Here is a 22,583-nt window from a genome sequence, read left to right as displayed (position 1 = left end):
GGAGGGGGATGATCCGGCGTGGACACCATCGATATCGACGCGATTGAAGCGGCATTGCAGCTGATCGCCGACGGACGCTACGACAGCGTTCCGGCCGGCGCCGACCGGTTGGGCCGGGCGGTGCGCGCCCTGGCCGATACCTTGCAACGCCAGGCGCTGGATTCGATGAACCGCACCGTCGCCTATTCCATCGCGCTGAACGAGGAAGTTCTGTCGGTGATCGCCCTGGGCCGCGAGATCAGCGACATCGCCGAACGCGGCCAGGCCATCGCCGATTCGACCGGCGCGATGACCGGCTCGGTGGACGAGGTGGCCACCGCCAGCGAGACCACCTTCGAAGAGGCCCGCTCGACCGCCCAGGCGGCCTTGCGCTCGATCGAGGCGTCGGCCCGGGCCGAGACCAGCATCGAGGCGATCGCCCACGCCGTCGATGACGCCCAGACCCGGGTCGGCACCCTGGCGGCCATTTCCGACGAGATCGCCACCATGGCCCGCTCGGTCGAGGCGATCTCGCGCCAGACCAACCTGCTGGCCTTGAACGCCGCCATCGAGGCGACCCGGGCCGGGGCCGCCGGCAAGGGTTTCGCGGTGGTCGCCGACGAGGTCAAAAAGCTGGCCAACAAGACCCGCGAGGTGGCCGAAACCATTCGCGGCCGCACCGATTCCTTGCGGGCCGGCATGGACGCCATCGTCGGCGGCATGGAAGCCAGCGCCGCCGCCGTGCAGGAAGGCCGCGCCGTCGTCGCCGAGGCCGGGCGCGACATGCGCACGGTGTCCGAACATGCCGACCACACCACCGCCCTGATGCAAGACGTCACCGGCCACGTCGAAAGCCAGAAGCAAAGCGCCGGCGCCATCGCCGGCGACAGCGCCACCATCGCCGCCATGACCGAGCGCAGCCACCAGGGCATCATGGCCCTGACCGAGGTGGTCGATCATTCCCACAAGCTGGTGGTGCAGGGTCTGGCCACCATCTCGGCCAAGGACGTCCCCAACAAGGACATCCGCCTGGCCATGAGCGACCACATGCTGTGGCGCAAGCGCCTGGCCCAGGCTTTCATCGGCAAGAACGAGCTGCGCGAGGACGAGATCCGCGATCCCAAGGCCACCCGCTTCGGGCGCTGGTATCACGGCCATCATCCCGAGAGGGTCCGCGCCCACCCGGCCTTCGCGCGCTTGGAGGAACCCAACCGTGCCCTGCATCAGGCCGGCGGCGCCATCGTCGATGCCTTGAACGAGGGCCGCCTGGCCGACGCCTTGGCCCAGATGGAGAATATTGGCGCCTGCTCGGCCCGGATTCTTGAAGGCCTGCGCGAGTTGGCCGAGGCGATGGATCAGGGATAGCTGCGGACGAACCAGTCCAGGACAGACCGGGTCGCGGCATTTTGCTGCTTTTCGATCGCATCGGAAAAGGATTGTCGCAGTCCGGCGACCGCCGCGCCGATGGCGTCGTCATAGCACAGGGCGGCGACGAAGTGATTGCCCTGCAAGATGTCGGTGGCGTCGAAAAGAAAGCGTGCCTTGACGGCGTTGTCGACATGGAAGTCGCAGGACCAGATGTATTTGGGCAGACTGGCCTTCAGAATGTCCCGATCGAACCGACAGGCCGGAGCGGCAAACAGGTTTCGCTTCAAGGTCCCGGCTTCGGTCAGGGTGATGTCCCATTCGCCCCGCCCGGTCATGCCGGGGATCTTGGTTCGCGAGCCATCCAGCAGCCGGTCCAACTGCTCGAGGTCGCTGCGGATCATGGCGAACGGCACACGAATCTTGTGATAGGTGGGCACAATCAGCAGATAGGGAACGAATTGGATCTTGTCCGGCTGCCTGTCCTCGGGATCGACCCACGAGGTGGCGATGATGTCGGACCCGGCGGTGAACCGCAGGCGAGCGAAGGGGCCGACGCCATCGTCATGGGTATAGAGCCGACCGATGCCGGCGGCCCGTAGAACCATCCCCTGCCCCGGGGCCACCGGGGGACCCTCGTGCAAAGACCCGACGATCGTCATGGCATGGAGGCCAATCTCCTTGCCGGAATCCCGACGGGTCAGGGCTCCGCAGGCCAAGGATGGGATGCCGGCACTCAGATAGGCATGGGCGGCCGTGCGAAACAGATCCACGTCGCAGGTGTGGGTGATGTTGCCATTAGCCTCGACGGTCCGCTGCCCGACCCTGATGGCATGGGGTTCCAAACCGACCGCGCGGATGGCGTCAGCGATCTGTTCGGCGGTCAGCCCATCATGGTTGGGCAGGGTGCGGTTTCTGAGACGCACCGCCGTCGACGCGGTTCGGGTGATCGACACCGGGGACGGGATTTCGTGCTGGAATCGCCGGCCGGTGGCCTGGAAGGCCGACCACAGGGCGCTGGTCGCGCAAGCGGCAACGTCGCTGTCTTGTTCCTGGAACGCCAGCGAGGTGACCGTCAAGTCATACCCGAACACATTGACCGAATAGGCGTGGTTGGCCGGAAAATGGGGTTCGCCCTCGGGCTCGGCACAGGTCTTGAGACAGGTTCGCCCGATCACCGTCGTCGGCAGCGGCTTCACCACGATGAAGCCGGCATAATGGCCGCGCAGTTCCGGCGGATCGGCGATCTTCTTTTTCAGCATCCCGGCGAAATCCGCCTCGGTGAAGGCGCTGTCGAAAAAATGCAGGCGGGCGCACTTGCGGCCGTAATCGACGAAGCAGCGGGCGTAATAGCCCACATAATCCTCGAGATAGTGCTTGTCGATGTATTCCTTTTCCACCAGCACGGTCCTGACGCCAAGCCGGCTCAGGTATCCTTGCAGGTAGGCGATATGCGCCTTGCCCTCAACCCCCGAGGGCGCGCTCGACTTCTCGACCAGAAGCTGCGCCAGCACATCGGGCGAGTACGGAAGGACGCGATAGGCTGGCACGCCGCGGCAACACTAGAGGGTCACGGGCAGGCGGAGAAGATCGGTATCGATGCGGATCTTCTCGTTGAACGCGGCGACGTTGGCCTCGGCGGTCTTGAAGGCGGACTCGATGGCACTGCGCCCTTTTTTCGAGCTTGCCCAGCGGAGCATCTCGTCGCGGGCTTGCTTTTGGGTAGGATTGTCGGCCATGGGTATCCCATTAGGTAATCACGAGTCGGAGTCTGACTCCCTGCGCCCCGCCCTACTTGATGGGCCGCATGAAGTCGGTTCCGTCTGCTGTATCCCACTATGCCCGTCAGATCAAGTGAAACTCTCGAACAAACCGCGAATTCCAGCCTTCTTTTCGGCCGCGCCCAACCCTAGTTCGTGGGGCTGACGTCAAATTGGTCAAGCGCGTCATGGTTGTTCGCGCCCGAAAATCTTTCCCTGAATGGTCAATGCCGCCCGCGTCGCCGCCACCTGCTGCTCGGGCGGGATCGGCCAAACACCGTCCGCCAGCCCCTTGGCCAGCGCCGCCATCAGCGCCTTGTGCCCCTTGTCCTGGTTGCCGGCCCAGCCCTTCGCCCGGGTGCCGGCCACTGTCAGGGCGCGGTAATCGTCCAGGCTGGCGACCATTCCGTCGGCAAAGACCTCGAGCCGTTCCTTGGGATGGTCCTTGGCCCCCAAGGCGCTGTAGGTCAGGCTGCACACCGAGCCGTCGGCGAAGGTCAGGGTGGCGACGAAATTGTCGTCGGCCCGCCAATGCTTGGCACCGGCTCGGATCGCCTGGGCCTCGACCTTGACCGGCAGGCTGCCGGTCAGGGCGCAGAACAGGTCATAGACGTGGCAGGCCTCGCCCAGATTACGCCCGCCGCCCTCTGGTCCCTGGGTCCAGTGGTCGGCGGCCAGGAAGCCGGCATTCATGCGGTAATTGGCCATGATCGGGGTGCCGCGCCCGGCCAGAATCTCGCTTAAGCGGCGCACCGCCGGCGAGAAACGCCGGTTGAAGCCGGTCAGCAGCAGCGGGCCGTCGGGATGGGCACGGGTGAAATCCTCGATGGCGTCCAGTTCCGCCCCGGTCAGGCACAGGGGCTTTTCCACCAGCACCGCCTTGCCGGCCTTCAGCGCCGCCAGCACCAGCGGCCCATGCAGGTCGTGGCGGGTGCCGATCACCACCAGCCCGACCGCCGGGTCGCCCAGGATGGCGTCGGCATCGGTGGCGGCATAGGCGGCGCCGACACGCTCGGCCACCGCCTTGGCCGAGGCGCCGGTACGGTTCATCACGCCGACCATGCGGAACCTTTCGGGCATCGCCAGCATGTTGGGAATGTGGACCGCCTGCAGGAACGAGCCGGCCCCCAGGATGCCGACCCCGATGGCGCCGTCGCGGCCCGGGCGGGCCGCGCGGGTGGCGACTCGGCGGTCGGGTGCGGCCTGATCGGGATAGGTCAACAAGACCAAGAGCGGCCGGTCGGCGCCGTCCGCCAAGGCACCATAGGCGACCGGCGCCTGCTCGATGGGGAAACTGACCGGAGCCAGCGGCGCCAGCCGCACGGCGCCATCGGCCAGCAGGGCCAGATAGGCCTCCATGTTGCGGGTCTCGGTCCAGCGCACGTAAGCCAGCGGATAATCGCGCCCGCCTTGCTCGAACACCGGGTCATAGCGGCCCGGCCCATAGGAACACGAGATCAGAAAATCCAGTTCCTTGGCATAGAAGTCGGCGCGGTCGAGCTTCAAACCGACATCGCCGACCAGCACCACCCGGCCCTTCTTGCGGCAGCTTTGTGCCGCCTGGGCGACGATGGCGTCGGACGGCGAAGCGGCGCAGATGATCGCCGCGTCGGCGCCGAAGCCGTCGGTGCGCCGGGCGATGGCGCCGGCGACGTCGTCGGCCGGGTCCAGCGTGAAGGCCGCGCCCAGTTCGGCCGCGACGGCACGGCGGCGGGGATCGGGGTCGATGCCGGCGACGCGGGCACCGGCCGCCTTCAACATCTGCACGGTCAGCAGGCCCAGCACGCCCAGGCCGATCACCGCGATGGTCTCGCCCAGGCTGGGGGCGGCGCGGCGCACGCCCTGCAGGGCGATGGCCCCCAAGGTGACGGTGCAGGCATCGGCGACATCGACGCCGTCGGGGATGCGGGCGGCCAAATTGACCGGAACGGCGATGAACTGGGCGTGGTTGGCGATGCCGGCACCGGCACAGGCGACGCGGTCGCCGACCTGCAACCCTTCGACCTGATCGCCGACCGCGACCACGGTGCCGGCGGCCGAGTATCCGGTCGGCGCGCCACCCTCGATCTTGCCGCGCACCCGCTCGATGGCGGTGCGCACGCCTTGCTCGCGGGCGATGTCCAGCACCCGCTTGACATGCTGCGGCTGCTTCAGCGCCCGGCGGTAAAGCGGCATCCCCGACAGGGCCAGGCTGGAGGCCTCGGTGCCGACCGACACGCACGAGGCGGCAACGGCGACCAGTATCTCGCCGGGTCCGGCCAATGGGGCGGGAACCTCCTCGACGACGGCCTTGCCCGAGCGGATCAGCACCTGCTTCATGGCCCTTTCCCCCCCCCAGCGGATTGCGGCAGCCCGTGCACCTGATCAGCCAGCTCACCAGCCAGGAATTCGCCTAACATCGCGTAGGCAGCACCGGTCATATGAACCGAATCGATGAAGAAATTTTCCGGCGGTACCAATTTTGCCTCGGCCCAGGCGGCGGTGTCCACCACCCGCCAGCCGTGCCGGCGGCCCAGTTGAGCGACAGCCCGATTGTAGCCTTCGGCCAGCACCGCCAGTACCATCGGGTTGTCGGTGAATGCAGGCAGATGACCGAGTCGTAGCGCTTCGGCAGTGGGCTCAAGATCGGCACGATAAAGCCCTGGAAGGGTCAGCAGAACCACCTGCGCGCCACTGCCGGCGAAGGCGTTCGCCAATCGCTCCAGCCTGTCAAGGAAGGCAGGACGCAGCTCGGCGTATCGGCGCAGATCCGATGCTGTGGCATCGACCCGCTTCGGCTTATCGCGCAAGGCTTGCGCACGTTCGACGGCGCTGGTCGAACGGAATTCGAGGTAGCGCACCGCCTTGTCCGCCATACGGCCGGTCGCGAAGCGCTGCCAAAGCGTCCCTTCGCTTCCGGTCAACGCGAACAGGTCATTCCAGCCGATCAGAATCGCCACCATGTCGGGGTCGAGGGCGAGATAACGATCAAGTTCCAGCAGATGATTCCGGATCGCGTATCCCTCGACACCGCCGTTCACCACCTCGACATCCAGTGACCGCTGTCGCAAGCCGGTTTCGAATGCCCGTACGTAGTCGATCCCGGCATAGCCGAAGGTCACCGAATCACCCAGAACCAGGATGCGTGACCGCCGGTGGAGAGGGTCGAGCGGTCCACCCTTGAAACCTTGTTCGTTGATTTCCAGACGCATGCCCGACGTGGCGCCCTGCCTGGCCGCGGCAGCACCGAGCTCGCGCCCGCTCTCGGCTTTCTCACGTGCGATGTCGCTAGAATCGCGTCCGTAGCCGGGTCGCAAGACCCAGTGGCGTCCGACGGTCGGCGACATCATTTCATAGCTGTCGAGATCAGGAATCAGGCCGAAGGCCTGCGCGGCCACAGGATTGTCCATGAGCGGCTCGGCCAGGCGCTCAACCAAGACAGCGCACAATTCCGCCCCGGCCAGGACGATCACCGCGATCAAACCCCACCCGAGCGCCTTGACCCTGGTGCCGGCCGCTCCTGGACTTGCTGGCATCACGTCCTCGGTTAGTGTCGAAGCGCGCAAACTAACGTGCGTCAAGAACCTGTTCAATCGGCGATTTGACCGGCAGGTTCAGGGTTTCAGTCGGCCGACCAGACTGTAGCTGACCCCGACATAAGGCCGGATCGAAACACTGCCCTGGTCCAGCCGATCCGACGACATCCACCGTCGGGCGGTCGCAAGGCTGGTGAAATGGGTTTGCGGGGCGTTCAACTTGTCGAACACGTTCAATACGTTGCGTTCGAACGTGAGCCGTCGGAAATTAGCGAAATATTCGAAATAGGGCAGAAACTTCAGGAACGGCACCCGATAAACGGTGTGAACCACCGGGTAGAGCATGGCGGTGACGACCCGCGAAACGCCGGCCAACTTCGACCGTGACAGGCGACGGAACAGCAGCTTGCGGAGGGGCTCGACCCCGAAGCGGACCAAGGCGTTGCCCTCGGCGCTATAGGTCCACACCACGATCAATCCGCCGGGGCGGCAATGCCGCAGCAGAACCTCGAAAACACGGTCCGGGTTGTCGGTGTGGTGGATAACGCCGATGCAGACGACAACATCAAACTGGCGCCCCAGCTCCATGGTGGTGAGGTCAGCATCGACGAACTCGACGTTGGCGAAGTCCGTCATCCGGCCGCGCGCCAGTTCGGCGGTGTTGAGGTCTACCGCCGTCACCCGCGCGGCCACACCCGCCATGATCCGGGTGTGGTGACCACCGCCGCAGCCACATTCCAAGACCTCTTTGTTGGCGAAGGAATCGAGGGTTGCGGGAAGAATCCAGTCTTGGAACAAGAACCCCGCCTCGTCTCGGAACATCTCCCACTGGTCGCGCCACTCGTGGTGACGTTCCTGCCGCGAAGTCTCCATTGCCTGCGCCTCACCCCATTGGAAACGCGGCAGGCCCAAAGCCGCTTGGCCCGCCGATTCAGTCGGCTCGTATATCACGGCCCGGCGATGGCGAAACACGGAAATCTCCCCTTTGGTCGTGGCGGCGACCGTCTTCGCGAAATGCTTCTGGTTTAGCTGGGAACCTATGCTATATCGCCGTAACCGCAAACACCTGACACAAGGCTAGGATGCTCATGTCCGATCTTCGCCCGATCCGCCGCGCTTTGTTCTCGGTCTCCGACAAGACCGGCCTGGTCGAGTTCGCCCGGTTCCTGGCCGAACGCGACGTCGAGATCCTGTCGACCGGGGGCACCTGCAAGGCCCTGCGCGATGCCGGCCTGACGGTGGTGGAAGTGGCCGACTACACCGGCTTCCCGGAAATGCTGGACGGCCGGGTCAAGACCCTACATCCCAAGGTGCATGGCGGCCTGCTGGGCATTCGCGGCAATGCCGAGCACGAGGCGGCGATGGCCGAGCACGGCATCAATCCGATCGATCTGCTGGTGGTCAATCTCTATCCGTTCGAGGCGACCGTCGCCAAGGGCGCCGATTACGACACCACCATCGAGAACATCGATATCGGCGGGCCCGCGATGATCCGCGCCGCCTCGAAGAACCACGATTCGGTGGCGGTGGTGGTCGATGTCGAGGATTATCAGCGGGTGATGGAAGAGATGACCGCCCATGGCGGCGCCACCACCTTGGGCCTGCGCAAGCATCTGGCCGCCACGGCTTATGCCCGCACCGGCGCCTATGACGCCGCCATCAGCCAGTGGTTCGCGCGTGAACTGGGCGACACCTTCCCGCGCCGCGTCGTGGTGGCCGGCCAGTTGAAGCAAAGCCTGCGCTACGGCGAGAACCCGCACCAGCAGGCCGCCTTCTACGTCACCGCCGACCAGCGCCCCGGCATCGCCACCGCCCGCCAGCTGCAGGGCAAGGAACTGTCGTACAACAACCTGAACGACACCGACGCCGCCTTCGAGCTGGCCGCCGAGTTCGAGGCCCCCACCGTCGCCATCATCAAGCACGCCAATCCGTGCGGCGTGGCCACCGGCCCGGACATCGTGTCGGCCTACAAGGCGGCGCTGGCCTGCGACCCGGTCTCGGCTTTCGGCGGCATCATCGCCATCAACCGCAAGCTGGACGGCGCCACCGCCGAGGAAATCTGCAAGCTGTTCACCGAAGTCGTCATCGCCCCCGAGGCCGACGAAGCGGCGGTGGCGGCCTTCGCCGCCAAGAAGAACCTGCGCCTGCTGGTCACCGGGGCCATGCCCGACCCCACCAGCGCCGGCATGACGCTGCGCGCGGTATCGGGCGGCTATCTGTTCCAGAACAAGGATAACGGCCGCGTGTCGCTGGAAGGCCTGAAGGTGGTGACCAAGCGGGCGCCGACCGATCAGGAACTGAAGGACCTGCTGTTCGCCTTCCGCGTCTGCAAGCACGTCAAGTCCAATGCCATCATCTACGTCAAGGACGGCTGCACCGTCGGCATCGGCGCCGGCCAGATGAGCCGGGTCGATTCCAGCCGCATCGCCGCCTGGAAGAGCCAGGAAGCCGCCACTGCCGCTGGATTGGCCCAGCCCGGCACCGTCGGCTCGGTGGTGGCGTCGGATGCGTTCTTCCCGTTCGCCGACGGCCTTTTGGCGGCGGCGGCGGCGGGTGCCACGGCGATCATCCAGCCCGGCGGCTCGATGCGCGACGCCGAGGTGATCGCCGCGGCCGACGAGAAGGGCCTGGCCATGGTGTTCACCGGGATGCGCCACTTCCGGCATTAAGCTTGGAATAAGCCAAAGTGGGAGCTGGCTGACCGTCGGCGACCGGCCCGGTTGGACGAACCCCGGAACCGTGATATACGGGCCGGGGTGGTCGTCCCTTCAAGCAGCATATTGGTCCCGTCATCACCATGCGCATCGTTTCCAAACTCTTCCGGCGCCTCCAGTCCTTTCGGAAACGTCTGGGTGTGGAAAAGCGGCTATCCATGCTTGAGGCGCAGGTCGAGTACCTTGAATATGAGCTGTCGCGAAACGTCTCTCTGCTGCGCTATCTCAGTGCCCCGGTCATCAACGATCTGCCCTATGCCCGGCAAACCAGGTCCAGTTTTGATTTCCAATGGGACCTTCTCCCTCCCGGACGCTATAACCTTGATAATGAAGAGTTTAGGAAGGACGCAGCCGGTTATGTCTGCCAATTCACAGGCCTGCCTGCGGAATGGTTCCAAGGCAAGAAGGTGATCGATGTCGGGTGTGGTGCAGGTCGCTATTCCTGGGCGATGAGCACGATGGGAGCGGAAGTACTTTCCGTCGACCAGTCGAAACATGGGCTCGAACGTTGTGCCATGGCGTGCGCCGACTACCCCACCCACCGCACCCGCCAGATCGACCTGCTTCAGCCATTTGACATCAATGAACAATTCGACTTGGTCTGGTCCTTCGGCGTCTTGCACCACACTGGCGACACCTATGGCGCCTTCTCCCGGGTTCACCCTCTCGTCAAACCCGGCGGGTATATCTTCATGATGATTTATGGAGAACCGCGCCAGGGTTATATCGATGATTATCGCGCCGTTGCCGAGTACGAATGCTGGCGCAGGAAGACCCGGAACATGGGGCTGTCGGAACGATTGGACGCGGTCAACGAGGCTATGGCCCAACAGAAGTTCTTGGTCAACGGCCCCCTGCATATCGAAGGATATTTCGACGCCATCTCGCCGCTCGTCGCCGACCTCTACTCCTTTGCGGAGATTGAAAGTTGGCTGATCGAGGCCGGCTTCTGCGATATCCGCCAAACAGTGGACACGCGCAATCTTCACATTTCCGCTCGCAAGGTATGAGGCCTCGGCTATGGACATTCAAGGAAAGAGGCTCGTTGTCATCGGAGGGGCCGGTTTGATCGGCTCCCACACGATCGACGCATTGCTGCGCGAAGACGTCAGAGAAATCGTCGTCTACGACAATTTTGTGCGCGGAACACAGGATAACTTGTCGGAGGCGCTGAAAGACCCACGGGTCAAGGTCTACGATGTCGGCGGCGACATCTGCCAGACCGATATCCTGCTCTCGGCCCTGAAAGGAGCCGATGGCGTCTTTCACCTCGCGGCTCTGTGGCTACTGCAGTGCCATGACTTTCCTCGAGCGGCCTTCGACGTCAACATCCGAGGCACCTTCAACGTCCTGGAGGCCTGCGTCGCGACCGGCGTCAGCAGACTGATCTATTCGTCGTCAGCGTCGGTATACGGCGACGCCGTCCAGGAACCGATGACCGAAGACCACCCTTTCAATAACAAGAATTTTTACGGCGCGACCAAGATCGCCGGCGAGGCCATGGCACGCTCGTTCCATCACCGCTACGGCCTGAACATGGTAGGACTGCGCTACATGAACGTCTATGGCCCACGCCAGGACTACAAGGGTGCCTATATCGCGGTAATCATGAAGATGCTGGATGCCATCGACGCTGGACAGGGGCCGACCATCATGGGCGATGGCAGCGAGGCTTTCGATTTCGTCGCCGTCGAGGATTGCGCCAAGGCGAATGTCTGCGCCATGAAAGCCTCCTCGGTCGATCGTTTCTACAATGTCGGCACCGGCAAGCGCACCTCGCTCAGGGAACTTGCCGAGATGATCATTGAATTGACCGGCTGCAAGCATCCAATCACCTACGCGCCGCGAAGCCAGGCGACCCTGGTGCGCAATCGGATCGGCTGCCCAAAGCGGGCCAGTGAGGAAATCGGATTCGACGCGGACATCGAATTGCGCGAAGGTTTGTCCCGCCTTATCGACTGGCGAAAGAGCCATATGGCCGAGGTCGCCCAGCGTCGAGGCGGGTGACCGACCGTGTGCGGCATCGCAGGAATCGTACACCTTGACGGTGCCCCGGCTTCGCTGTCGGCGATCGAGGTCATGATCGATGCAATCAGGCATCGCGGCCCAGACGGACGTGGCACGTTCGCCGATGGCGCAGTTGGACTGGGCCACGCACGGCTTGCGGTTATTGACGTAACCCAGGCTGCCAGTCAGCCCATGTTCTCGCCCGACCAGCGATTCGTGCTGGTTTACAATGGGGAGGTCTATAACTTCCGCGAACTCAAGGCTGCACTGGTGGCGAAAGGGTGGGAGTTTCGTTCCCAGTCCGATACCGAGGTCGTTCTTTACAGCTTGGCGCAGTGGGGTGACGACGCGATAAGGCGCTTCAACGGCTTCTTCGCGCTGGCCTTCCTCGACCGTCATGACGGACGCTTGCTGCTGGCTCGCGATCGGTACGGCATCAAGCCGCTTTACATCAGCCAGCATGCCAACACGCTAATGTTCGGCTCGGAGATCAAGGCAATCCGAGCCCACTCCTCGGCACCCGGAGGAATCGATCTTGCCGGCCTGACTGAGTATATGACGTTCCAAAACTTCTTCACCGATCGAACGCTGTTCAACGGTGTCCGCTTGGTCCCGGCGGGCACCTACATCAGCGTGGATGTCAGGAATGGCCGGGTGAACGCGGATACGCGCTACTGGGATTATAGCTTCCACGAGCCATCGTCTCCGAAGCCCGAGGCCGAGTATATCGAGGAGCTGGACCACCTATTCTGCCAAGCGGTCAAGCGCCAGTTGATCAGCGACGTCGACGTCGGCAGCTATCTCAGCGGCGGCATGGATTCCGGCTCGATCACCGCCGTCGCCGCGCGACATATCCCATATATGCGCACGTTTACCTGCGGGTTCGACCTGACGTCCGCGTCAGGAATCGAAATGAATTTTGACGAGCGCCCGGCCGCCGAACAAATGTCCTACGCCTTCAAGACCGAACATTATGAGATGGTGTTGAAAGCCGGTGATATGGAGCGAGTACTGCCGCGATTGGTTCATCATTTGGAAGAACCTCGGGTCGGCCAGTGTTATCCCAATTTCTACGCCGCCCAATTGGCCAGTCGCTTCGTCGGGGTCGTTTTGTCTGGCGGCGGTGGCGACGAGCTGTTCGGCGGCTACCCATGGCGCTACTACCGGACGGTCGTCAACAGCGACTTCGATGATTATGTCAGCAAGTATTACGCTTTCTGGCAACGCCTGATCCCCAGCGGGTCGCTGCCATCCGTGCTGGCGCCGATCTGGAGCGAGGTATCCCACATCGACACGCATGCAATTTTCCGCGACGTGTTCAAGCACCACGCATCATCGTTGCGCACGCCCGAGGACTACGTTCATCACTCGCTGTATTTCGAGGCCAAGACTTTCTTGCATGGCCTTCTGGTCGTCGAGGACAAGCTTTCGATGGCGCACGGGGTCGAAACTCGGGTTCCCTTCCTCGACAATGACCTGGTGGATTTCGCCATGGCGCTTCCGGCTCACCTGAAGCTTGGCAGGTTGTCGGAAGTGATCCGTATGAACGAGAACGATCCGGGGCAGAAAGCCGCACGCTACTTTCAGAAGACAAATGACGGCAAGCTCTTGCTGCGCAAGGTCATGGCCCGCTACATTCCGCCCGAAGTGGCCGAACGTGAAAAGCAGGGGTTCTCGGCCCCGGATGCAAGTTGGTTCAAGGGGGAAAGCATTGACTACATTCGCCGCAAGATATTGAACCGCTCGGCCAGAATCTACGACTTGATGGACTTCAAATCGATTCAATCCCTCGTTCTCGACCACCTTGAAGGGCGCGAGAACAGGCGATTGCTGATCTGGTCACTGCTATATATCGAGAACTGGCTGGAGCAATTCTCCAACGCCGCACCGACGGAGCCGAGATGATCCGGATCATCCACCCCGTCCACGTCGCCCGCGCCTTTGTGGAAGGAGTGACCATCGTGGCGGCGCGCCGTCATCTGATCGTCGCGCTGACCAAGCGCGAAATCGGCGAGCAATATGCCGGCCAGATGCTGGGGGCCTATTGGTCACTGATGCACCCACTCATCCACATGGCGGTTTATATCTTCGTTTTCAACTTTATCTTCAATGCGCGCATTGGCGGCACAGCGGATATTCCGTTGGATTTTGCCGGCTACATGATGTCGGGCCTGTTGCCATGGCTGAGCACCCAGCAGGCGATGATCAGGTCCTGCTCGGCCCTTACTGGCAGCGCCAACCTCGTCAAGCAGGTCGTCTTTCCCATCGAGGTGCTGCCCATCAAGGTGGTCCTAGCGGTTGTTCCCGGGCAGGTCGTCACGCTGACGATCATGATCGCCTATGCCATCATCGTCGCCGGCATTCCCCCGGCAACTTACCTGTTGCTGCCGGTGCTGGCCCTGGCGCAATTGCTTCTGATGCTGGGAATTGCCTTTGCCCTGGCAATCGTTGGCGCCCTGCTGCGTGACATCAAGGACATCATTCAGGTATTAACGCTGGTTGCCATCTATACAATGCCGGTTTTTTACCTGCCTGACTGGGTTCCTCAAATGCTGAGGCCAATTCTTTACTTCAACCCTTTTTCGTACATGACATGGTGTTATCAGGATGCGCTTTTCTACGGCCGGATCGAACATCCGATCGCCTGGATCGTCTTCATGGGTGGCAGCGTCCTGGTCTTCGTAACTGGGTATCGCATGTTCCGCCGACTGCGCCCCTGGGTGGGTAACGTTCTATGAGCCAAGCCGAAATGATCATCCAGGTCCGCGGCCTTTCGAAGATGTACCCCATCTACGGCAGACCGCTAGACCTTGCCCTTGAGTTGCTGACGGGTCGTCAGCGTCACCGGGAATTCTGGGCTCTTCAGGACATCGACCTTGACATCCGCAAGGGTGAAATCCTGGGAATTCTGGGCTTGAACGGCGCCGGAAAAAGCACCCTGCTGAAGATTCTGGCCGGCACGTTACGTCGCTACGAGGGCAAAGTGACGATCAACGGCCGCGTCTCGGCCATCCTAGAACTCGGAAGCGGCTTCCACCCTGACTACAGCGGCCGCGACAACGTGGTCATGGGCGGTCTATGCCTGGGCATGAGCCGCGACGAGATCGAACGAAAGATGGACGACATCATCGCCTTCAGCGAACTCGAAGCCGTCATAGACCAACCATTCCGAAGCTATTCTAGCGGCATGCAAGCGCGCCTGACATTTGCCACCGCCATCAGCGTCGACCCCGAAATCCTCATCATCGACGAAGCGCTGGCCGTCGGGGACGCCGCGTTCGCGGCCAAGTGCGTGCGACGTATCCGCGAGATCTGCTCAAGCGGCAGCACCGCAATCTTCGTGTCGCACTCCACCTATGCGATCATGCAATTATGCTCCCGCGCGATCTGGCTGGACAAAGGCCGCATCCGGGAGGATGGAACGGCGGTCGATGTGACGCGGAGTTACGAGTACGCCATCCACCGCCAAGTGACATCCGAGGCCGGTGGCACCGTCGCCACCACGCCAACGGGTGAAAACGTCTTCCGCAAGGGCCCCTATGTCATCGACCGGGTGACCTTCATGGACGAAGCGGGTCAGGAGACTGACTATTTCAGGTTTGGAGGCGCGTTCCGGCTCCGAGTCGCCTACAGTTGGGTCGGCGAAGGCGAGCCATCGCAAACCATCGGGCTGGCTGTCGCGATCCATCGGAAATCGGATATGGTCAACGTCTGCCACTTCAACACCAATCGGGTTCACTCCGACGCCGAACTGGCCCGATATTTTGATGCCGACTTCCGGCGCGCACAGCACCGCAGCGGGTGGATTGAGGCTCGCGTTGACCCGCTGCAACTTTGTGAAGGACGCTACATCGTCTCCCTCGGGATCCTTCCCAACATCCCAGACGCTGTGGATTTTTACGAGTACCGCCACTGCATGTATGATATTGGTGTTGCTCGAGATGGGTTCCCAGAACCAACCGTGTTCTACCCATCCGTAAGTTGGGCATGCCAGGCAATTGCCTAGGAGAACGTGACCGTGAGGAAATTGCTGGCTCCGATCCGCCGCATCTTTGGTGCTTGGGAGGAATTCAAACGGCTTTCCTCGGCCATACCGGACCTGCTGACGAACACCGAACGACTTCGGCGGCATATTGACAGTGAACAACAGCGGAATGACCAAATCACCAAGCACATGCTTGCCATGGCCTACATCTTGGCACGCAAAGCGGCGCGGCATCAGCCCCCGGATACGACGCCGTGGCCGCGGCTCCCTCCGGTCGGCCTCGCTCTCGACGAGGCATTTGCCGACCTCGAAAAGCGCGTCCCGGGCGCTTACGCTCAGTGGAGAGAATTGTTAACGGTCAACAGTAATGCCTATGAGGGATTCCCGCTGCATAGTTGCAGCGTTCCCGGCCACCCTTCCGGCAGCTACTTCCAGAAGTTCGCCTATCCGTACCTGCAAGGACGCGTCCTGGACATCGGATGTGGGCCGCAGCCGGTCCCGCTTTACCTGTTGGATTACCCTCTTGATCTGATCTACGGGATCGATCCCATATCGTCACCGGACTGTCACCCGTTCAATTTCGCCAACGGTGTCGGCGAGCACCTGCCGTGGCCGGATCACAGTTTCGACGTGGTGATATCTGGAACGTCGATTGATCATGTCCTTCTGCTTGACCGCACCTACTCGGAAATCCGGCGGGTGCTTATCCCCGGCGGACATTTCCTGGTCTGGGTCACTTTCATGGCCGAAGCCCCCCCCTATGATCCTACCGACCCCGATATCCGCCCGGTGGACGCTTATCACCTGTTCCATTTCACCCGGGAGACCTTTGAAAGCAGCATTCTCCCATATTTTAAGATCGAGTCCTCCTGCCGGGTTCAGGTCGAGATCGACCATTATTTCTATGCATTGAAGCCGCGTGAACAGCCGACCACATGACCACTCAGGGCACTTTCCACTGCATCACCCTGGACGTCGACTGGGCTCCCGACTGGATGATCGAGCGGGTGGCGAGCAAATTAATTGACAAGAATGTCAAAGCAACATGGTTTGCGACCCACACCAGCCCTGCCCTTGCCGCCATCAACGCCAGGGCCGATTTGTTCGAGATCGGCCTGCACCCCAATTTTCTTCCAGGCAGCACACATGGGACGAACCCGACCCAGGTGCTTGACCATTGCCGATCCCTATTCCCGGAAGCCCGTAGCGTTCGGACTCATTCGCTGTTCCAGTCCGAACGCCTATTGCGACAAATGGTAGAGGACTATGGCCTGGATATCGACTGCTCGATATTCCTCCGAGACGCTCCGCACGTTGTCCCTCATCGACTGCGATATTCCCGGGAAGGAGCGGAAATGACCCGCCTCGCCCACATCTTCCAGGACAATGTCGCGATCACATGCGGGCAGGACTGGTCGTCCACCGCCGCATTCTTTGACGGCGCCGGGTTCAGAGTATTCGATTTCCACCCAATTCACCTGATCCTCAACAGTTCAAGCATGGAAACCTACGACACCCTTCAGGCACGAGGCGGCATTTCAGTCCAGACCGAGGCAGCGGTTAAGCCGCTGGTGGGAACCTCCCCCGGGGTCTCGACGTTCTTCGATCAACTGACCGATCATCTGTCGAGTGGCCAGACCCACACCATTAGCGAAGTCATAGGAATATGGCAGGATCATTCAAGATAGCCGTGATCGGGAGGACCCAAATTCTCTATGCGGCGGCCGAGCGGCTGCTGGCGGACGGATTCCATATCCCGTTGATCATCACCGCTACAGAAGCACCGGAATATACCCGGGGGCGGGCCGATTTCGCCTCCCTGGCCGAACGGGCCGGCGCCCGCTTTGTCTTTTCCGACGACGTCAATGGGGGCGAAGCGCTCCGCGCCTTGGCCGATGCCGAAGTCGATGCCGGCTTGAGCGTCAACTGGCCTCGGCTGATCCGCAGCGAAGCCATTGCCCTCACGCGCCATGGAATCGTCAATGTCCATCCCGGCGATTTGCCCAACTACAAGGGTAATGCATGCCCGAATTGGGCGTTGCTCAAGGGTGAGCCCCGGTTAACCGTGTGCTGTCATTGGATGGACCCCGATAGGCTGGATGCAGGCAACATCCTAGCAAAGCGCCATATGCCGGCCACGCTAGATACACGTATCGGTGAATTCTACGCGTTCTGGGAAAATTCTACGCCCGAGATGGCCAGCGAACTATTCACCACGATGCGCCAAGCCGGCCCACCCGCCGGAACCGCCCAGACCGCCGAGGGTTTTCGCTGCTTTCCCCGTCGACCCGAGGACGGCGAGGTGAACTGGAACAGTGATGGCAGCACGATCGTCCGCCTTGTCAACGCCTCGTCGGAACCTTTCGCCGGAGCGTTCACCTGGGCGGGTGACCGCAGATTGACCGTATGGCGGGCTCGTTATGAAGAGTCCAATTATCTCGCCGTTCCTGGGCATGTGGCCGCTCGCCGCAATGGGGAGGTGGCCGTCACCTGCGGTGCGGGGCTGGTTTGGCTGCAAAGTGTGTCCGAACTGGGGCAGGAACGCCGACCGGCGGCCGAAATTATCAGGATGTCCCATACGCGGCTGGGACGGAATGGGGCAATTCCATCATGAGTTGGCTGGGAAAATGTGCTGATCGGCTTGGAATCCAGAAGCGAACCCGCAATCGCATCATCCGCGGGGTGTGGATGTTACGTCATCCGGCATCACTGGCGCTGCTGATAGCCGAGACGCTTCACGTTCTAATTCGCCCCCTGATCCGGCCTTTGGCGGCCTGGATCGGATTCAACATCTATCGTCACAAGCCCCGCGAGCTCCGCTCTGTGCTGCAGGTATCCCTGAGCTCACACAAACAATATATGCTTTCTCGCCTATTACGGCGGCACGGCATTAGGTCATCATTTCTGGCTGTCAACACAACCAAGAATGATAGACTGACAATTGGCTATGACTATTCAGTTCCGATGAACACGAATGCGTTGTTCCGTGAGATTATATCCGCATGGCTACTGTGGACCGTTATGGCCAGATACGACATTATCCACTATCATTTCAATGCATTCTTGTTCCAGGATGGTTACGACCTGGACGTTCTCCGCAGGTTGGGAAAGGGAATCGTCATCCACTATCGCGGCTGCGACCTCAGAAGCCGCGAGGTGAATCTGTCGCTGCGTGGGACGCTCAATGCCTGCGCCGAATGCGATTACCCCGAAGGCTCGTGTGACAACCCGGGACAACGACAGTTGATCGACCTTGGCCGTCGCTATGGCGATCACTTCTATGTCACCACCCCCGATCTGTTGGACTTCATGCCCACGGCAGAACACCTGCCATTCGTCCATCCGGTCGAGGTCGACTTCGACGCGATAGCCCCCCTCCCGCGTAACGAAGGGCTGTTCCGGATTGTCACAAGTTCGAACCACGCTGGCGTAGACGGCGTCTCGCACATTCGCGCTGCGGTCAATCGCCTTCAGCGTGAAGGATACGCCGTAGAGCTGATAGAGGTCATAAAGCAGACCTATCGCGAGGCAATCGCCGCTTACAAAAGTGCTGATTTGTATGTCGGCAAACTGCTTATGGGATACTATAACAATGCAAACATAGAAACTATGATGCTTGGCGTACCAAATATTTCATATATTCGCCCAGAATACATCGAGCACATGCCAGAATGCCCGATCATCATCGCCGATCCAGCCAACGTCTATCCCGTCCTGAAAGAATGGCTCGATAAGCCAGATGAGCTAAAGGCTGTCGGCCTCAGGGGGCCTGACTATGTTCATAGATACCATAATCCAGACCTTCTGACCGAACGCGTAATCGAGAAATACAAATCCATCTTGGCGGCCAAGCAATGACCCTTCGTCACGTTCTGCATGTCGGAAACATCCTCAACAACGGCTACCTGCATTGCAAATACCTACGCCGCCGCGGTGTCATGGCGGAAAGCCTGAACGTCGATTACACCCATTGCCAAGGTCAGCCCGAGTGGAATGAAGTGAGAATCACCCAGCCGGTGGCTCATTTCGACCAGGACTGGTCGCAAATCGACGTCGGAGAGTTCCAGCGCCCAGCGTGGTACCACGGGCTGTCCTGCGGCGATTTGCCCGAACTGGCCGATCGGATGGCCGGAGACGGTGGCAACCGCCCCCCGGCAGAGCCGGTCGATACGCCGACCGAAAGCCTGCGCGGCCGGATCGGGCGCGCCGCCATAGGGCATCGTGCCGCACCGTTGCGCCGAGCCGTCTCGGCCGGATTGTCTGCGCTTGGCATGCACCAAACGGCGTCCCGGCTGCGAGAAATGATCAACCTGGCCAGACTGGCCGGGGAACCCGATCAAGGGCGGGCCTTGAAGGAATTCGCCACCACCGTCATTGCCGACTACGACCGATTGCTGCCTGACGCGCCGACACCCCTGACGGTCCAGGACGTCCTGGATCACATCGGCCGAGCGCGGATGCATGCCCCTGTCTTCTCCCATTTTCCGCTGATCCAAGGCTACTCCCTAGACCCGATCCACCCGTTGCTGGGAACGCCGGGCAAGCCGTTCATCTGCTACGAACACGGCACCATGCGGGAGTTCCCTTACGAAGATTCCGCCCGTGGCCGCCTCTACAGGTTAGCGCTGAAGAAGGCCGAAAAGGTCTTCATCACCAACGTCGATTGCATCGCCTCGGCCAAACGATTGGAGCTCGACAATTGGGTGTTCATCCCCCACCTGATTGACGACGACCATTTCCACCCTGGCGAGAGCCCGATCCGCCAGGAACTGCTGGAACGACTGGACTGTGACCACCTGATTCTGTGTCCAGCACGCCATCATTGGCGCCACTCCCCGGACGCAAACCCGAACAGTTGGTTCAAGGCCAACGATGTGTTGATCCGTGGCATCGCCAAATTCATGGCCAACCGGCCGGAAATTCGCGCCAGCGTCATCTTTTTCGAATGGGGCATGGAAGTGGACCTCTCTAAGGCCCTGATCGCTGAGTTGGGCATTGCCGACCGCGTCCACTGGGAACCGATCCGCAGTAAATTGTGCATGCTGGATTTCTACCGTGCCGCCGATGTGATATGCGACCAATTCCATCCCGGCCTGGCGTCCTTCGGCGCGGTGGTCCCCGAGGGCTTGGCCTGCGGTAAACCGGTAATCTCGAACTTGAACCATGAAACTCACAGCTGGGGCTTCCCGGTTCTGCCCCCGGTGGTGCATGCCCCCGATGACGAAGCAGTGGCCAAGTCCTTGGAGACACTGTTCGACGACGAAGAGACACGTGCGCAAGTCGGCATCGCGGGGTTGGCGTGGTTCCGCCAACACCATTCATCAAATCTGGTCATCGGTCGCATGATCGAAGTCTACCACGAACTGTCCGACCGCCACGGCTGGGGCTGGAGATTCGACTGAATGTGCGGAATTTTCGGCATCGTTTCGCTACCCGGCTGTCCACCGCCTGCCTCGGAAATAGTGGAAAAGGGCTGCGCTGCCATGCGCCACCGCGGACCGGATGGTTTCGGCCTGCATGCTGACAGCGGCGTATGTTTCGGACATACCCGATTGGCGATCGTCGACATCGCTTGCGGGATACAGCCGATGACGGTCGATGGGGCGGCGTTGACCTATAATGGCGAGATTTACAACCACCTGAGCATCCGTGCCGAGTTGCAGCGGCTTGGGCATGTCTTCAAGACCCGCTCAGACACCGAAACCTTGCTGCACGCCTGCCGTCAGTGGGGTGCCGATGCGATTTTACGCCTGCGCGGGATGTTCGCCTTCGCCTTCCATGACAAAGAGCGCGGCAGGTTATTGTTGGCCCGGGACAGGGTCGGCAAAAAGCCGCTTTTCTACACATTCGGGTCATGGGGCCTGGCCTTTTCCAGCGAGCTGGAACCCTTGTGGCAGACTCTGGGCCCCTGGAAACTGAATGCCGAAGCACTCGACCAATATTTGGCTTGGCAATACGTCCCGGCACCGCTCACCATCTACCAAGGCGTCCATTGCCTGGAACCCGGCCACGTGCTGGAAATCGACCTCAGAACCGGCCGCCATGACATCCGCCGTTACTGGGATGTCCGCTTCAGCATAGACCGGACGCTTGCCGTCGAAGAATGGGATCGACTGATCGAGGACAAGATCCGGGAGGCGACTGCCCTTCGGCTGATGAGCGATGTTCCATTTGGCGCATTCCTCAGTGGCGGGATCGATTCCTCCCTGGTGGTGGCACATATGGCCGAACTGCTGGACCATCCGGTCCAGACCTTCTGCGTCGGTTACGCCGAGGAGGCCTACAGTGAATTGGCACCCGCGGCCAAGGTGGCCGAGATCTTGGGGACCGAGCATCATAGCCGGGTACTTGGGCCGGAGTGCCTGGACATCCTACCGGACCTTGTCCGCCATTACGGCCAACCATTTGCCGATTCCTCTGCGGTCCCGACCTGGCACGTCTCGGCAATGGCACGGGATTCCGTGAAGATGGTATTGTCCGGCGACGGTGGCGACGAGGTATTCGCCGGCTACAACACCTACGAATCGATCCTGTCCGATGTCCGACCTGACCTTGCCGGTGGTCCCGGCGGCAGCGTCCTGTCCCGGATACTGAGGTGCTTTCCGTCGAGGTCCAAACAGCCCCCGTCCCTGGCCACGCTCCACCAGGGATGCTATGGCCATTTCCGCGAAGCCGATCGCCGGCAATTACTGCGGGGCTCCTGGGCAGCTGCGGTATCGGATCGAAGCGATTTTGTCCGCAGTTTCCTGGACGCACTCGAGGTCCCGCTGGTGTCTCGTCTCCAGCTCTGCGACCTGCACACTTACCTGCCTAACGACATCCTGACCAAGGTGGACATCGCCTCGATGGCCAATTCGCTGGAGGTCCGCTCACCACTTCTTGACCACGAACTCATCGAATTGGCGGCCACGCTGCCCGTTGAACAACGCGTTGTCCGTGATGGCGCGCGGTACGAAAAGAAAGTATTGCTGCGCCGCCTTGCCCGCCGACGCTTCCCGGCCGACATCATTGAGCGGCGCAAGATGGGCTTTGGCCTCCCGATGGGCCCCTGGCTGGCTGGCCGCATCGACGAGCTTCGCCGGCAATTTCGCGAAAACACGGTGTTGCTGGACGTGGTCGACCCCGCCGCCTTGGACAGACTTTTGGCCGGCCACTCGGTCGCCACTGACGCATCAGCTCGTATCTGGAACATCCTGGTCCTGGCACAATGGCTGGAAACTCACCCCGAGAGCCTGCAATAGCAGATCGCCTTGCACGA

General features: G+C 61.5%; 18 protein-coding genes. 13 read left to right on the top strand and 5 right to left on the bottom strand.

The features are described from left to right. Positions 1–18: 18 nt before the first annotated feature. Positions 19–1,344: a methyl-accepting chemotaxis protein gene (locus MTBLM5_RS09785; RefSeq protein ID WP_173975938.1), complete on the top strand. Its 1,326-nt coding sequence runs from the start codon at positions 19–21 to the stop codon at positions 1,342–1,344. Here the strand turns inward: MTBLM5_RS09785 and MTBLM5_RS09780 are convergent. The 5 genes from MTBLM5_RS09780 to MTBLM5_RS09760 all read right to left on the bottom strand — a co-directional run bounded on the left by MTBLM5_RS09780 (position 1,335) and on the right by MTBLM5_RS09760 (position 7,591). Next, the gene (locus MTBLM5_RS09780; protein WP_173975937.1) at positions 1,335–2,894 is read right to left on the bottom strand and encodes a hypothetical protein; all 1,560 of its coding nucleotides are present in this window, start codon (positions 2,892–2,894) and stop codon (positions 1,335–1,337) included. The genes MTBLM5_RS09785 and MTBLM5_RS09780 overlap by 10 nt on opposite strands. Before the next feature lie 12 nt (positions 2,895–2,906). Then, positions 2,907–3,083 carry a hypothetical protein gene (locus MTBLM5_RS09775; RefSeq protein WP_173975936.1) on the bottom strand — a complete coding sequence of 59 codons (177 nt, stop codon included), beginning with the start codon at positions 3,081–3,083 and terminating at the stop codon, positions 2,907–2,909. Positions 3,084–3,290: 207 nt separating this feature from the next. Continuing rightward, positions 3,291–5,423 (bottom strand): bi-domain-containing oxidoreductase, encoded by a 2,133-nt coding sequence (locus MTBLM5_RS09770; RefSeq protein WP_173975935.1) that lies wholly within the window; start codon positions 5,421–5,423, stop codon positions 3,291–3,293. Continuing rightward, complete coding sequence (locus MTBLM5_RS09765) at positions 5,420–6,556, bottom strand: GDSL-type esterase/lipase family protein (protein ID WP_254430993.1); 1,137 nt, start codon at positions 6,554–6,556, stop codon at positions 5,420–5,422. Before MTBLM5_RS09765 ends, MTBLM5_RS09770 begins: the two co-directional genes overlap by 4 nt. Positions 6,557–6,697: 141 nt before the next feature. Continuing rightward, a complete protein-coding gene (locus MTBLM5_RS09760; protein WP_173975933.1) occupies positions 6,698–7,591 on the bottom strand; it encodes a bifunctional 2-polyprenyl-6-hydroxyphenol methylase/3-demethylubiquinol 3-O-methyltransferase UbiG in 894 nt (297 codons plus the stop codon). Positions 7,592–7,707: 116 nt separating this feature from the next. On the opposite strand from MTBLM5_RS09760, the gene purH reads away from it, so the two are divergent. From purH to asnB (MTBLM5_RS09700), 12 genes are all read left to right on the top strand, one after another. Further along, positions 7,708–9,288: a bifunctional phosphoribosylaminoimidazolecarboxamide formyltransferase/IMP cyclohydrolase gene (gene purH / locus MTBLM5_RS09755; protein WP_173975932.1), complete on the top strand. Its 1,581-nt coding sequence runs from the start codon at positions 7,708–7,710 to the stop codon at positions 9,286–9,288. A gap of 128 nt (positions 9,289–9,416) precedes the next feature. After that, positions 9,417–10,343, top strand: coding sequence for a bifunctional 2-polyprenyl-6-hydroxyphenol methylase/3-demethylubiquinol 3-O-methyltransferase UbiG (locus MTBLM5_RS09750; RefSeq protein ID WP_173975931.1), 927 nt, complete (start codon positions 9,417–9,419; stop codon positions 10,341–10,343). A 10-nt stretch (positions 10,344–10,353) separates the two neighbouring features. Further along, positions 10,354–11,340: an NAD-dependent epimerase/dehydratase family protein gene (locus MTBLM5_RS09745; RefSeq protein WP_173975930.1), complete on the top strand. Its 987-nt coding sequence runs from the start codon at positions 10,354–10,356 to the stop codon at positions 11,338–11,340. Positions 11,341–11,346: 6 nt separating this feature from the next. Then, on the top strand, positions 11,347–13,245 hold the full coding sequence (gene asnB, locus MTBLM5_RS09740) for an asparagine synthase (glutamine-hydrolyzing) (protein WP_173975929.1): 1,899 nt from the start codon (positions 11,347–11,349) through the stop codon (positions 13,243–13,245). Continuing rightward, entirely contained in the window at positions 13,242–14,078 is an 837-nt protein-coding gene (locus MTBLM5_RS09735) for an ABC transporter permease (protein ID WP_173975928.1), read from the top strand. Before asnB (MTBLM5_RS09740) ends, MTBLM5_RS09735 begins: the two co-directional genes overlap by 4 nt. Next, entirely contained in the window at positions 14,075–15,346 is a 1,272-nt protein-coding gene (locus MTBLM5_RS09730) for an ABC transporter ATP-binding protein (protein ID WP_173975927.1), read from the top strand. Before MTBLM5_RS09735 ends, MTBLM5_RS09730 begins: the two co-directional genes overlap by 4 nt. A gap of 12 nt (positions 15,347–15,358) precedes the next feature. Beyond that, positions 15,359–16,264: a class I SAM-dependent methyltransferase gene (locus MTBLM5_RS09725; RefSeq protein WP_173975926.1), complete on the top strand. Its 906-nt coding sequence runs from the start codon at positions 15,359–15,361 to the stop codon at positions 16,262–16,264. Next, positions 16,261–17,013 (top strand): hypothetical protein, encoded by a 753-nt coding sequence (locus MTBLM5_RS09720; RefSeq protein WP_173975925.1) that lies wholly within the window; start codon positions 16,261–16,263, stop codon positions 17,011–17,013. Before MTBLM5_RS09725 ends, MTBLM5_RS09720 begins: the two co-directional genes overlap by 4 nt. Then, on the top strand, positions 16,992–17,939 hold the full coding sequence (locus MTBLM5_RS09715; RefSeq protein ID WP_173975924.1) for a methionyl-tRNA formyltransferase: 948 nt from the start codon (positions 16,992–16,994) through the stop codon (positions 17,937–17,939). The genes MTBLM5_RS09720 and MTBLM5_RS09715 overlap by 22 nt, the downstream gene beginning before the upstream one ends. Continuing rightward, on the top strand, positions 17,936–19,183 hold the full coding sequence (locus MTBLM5_RS09710) for a glycosyltransferase (RefSeq protein ID WP_173975923.1): 1,248 nt from the start codon (positions 17,936–17,938) through the stop codon (positions 19,181–19,183). Before MTBLM5_RS09715 ends, MTBLM5_RS09710 begins: the two co-directional genes overlap by 4 nt. Next, positions 19,180–20,727 (top strand): glycosyltransferase family 4 protein, encoded by a 1,548-nt coding sequence (locus MTBLM5_RS09705; RefSeq protein ID WP_173975922.1) that lies wholly within the window; start codon positions 19,180–19,182, stop codon positions 20,725–20,727. Before MTBLM5_RS09710 ends, MTBLM5_RS09705 begins: the two co-directional genes overlap by 4 nt. Beyond that, the gene (gene asnB / locus MTBLM5_RS09700; protein WP_173975921.1) at positions 20,728–22,566 is read left to right on the top strand and encodes an asparagine synthase (glutamine-hydrolyzing); all 1,839 of its coding nucleotides are present in this window, start codon (positions 20,728–20,730) and stop codon (positions 22,564–22,566) included. Positions 22,567–22,583 lie beyond the last annotated feature (17 nt).

The sequence above is a fragment of the Magnetospirillum sp. LM-5 genome (genome assembly GCF_902729445.1).
Lineage (GTDB): Bacteria > Pseudomonadota > Alphaproteobacteria > Rhodospirillales > Magnetospirillaceae > Magnetospirillum.
The sequence above is the reverse complement of the archived record's forward strand: the minus strand, read 5'-3'. Positions and strand labels throughout refer to the sequence as shown.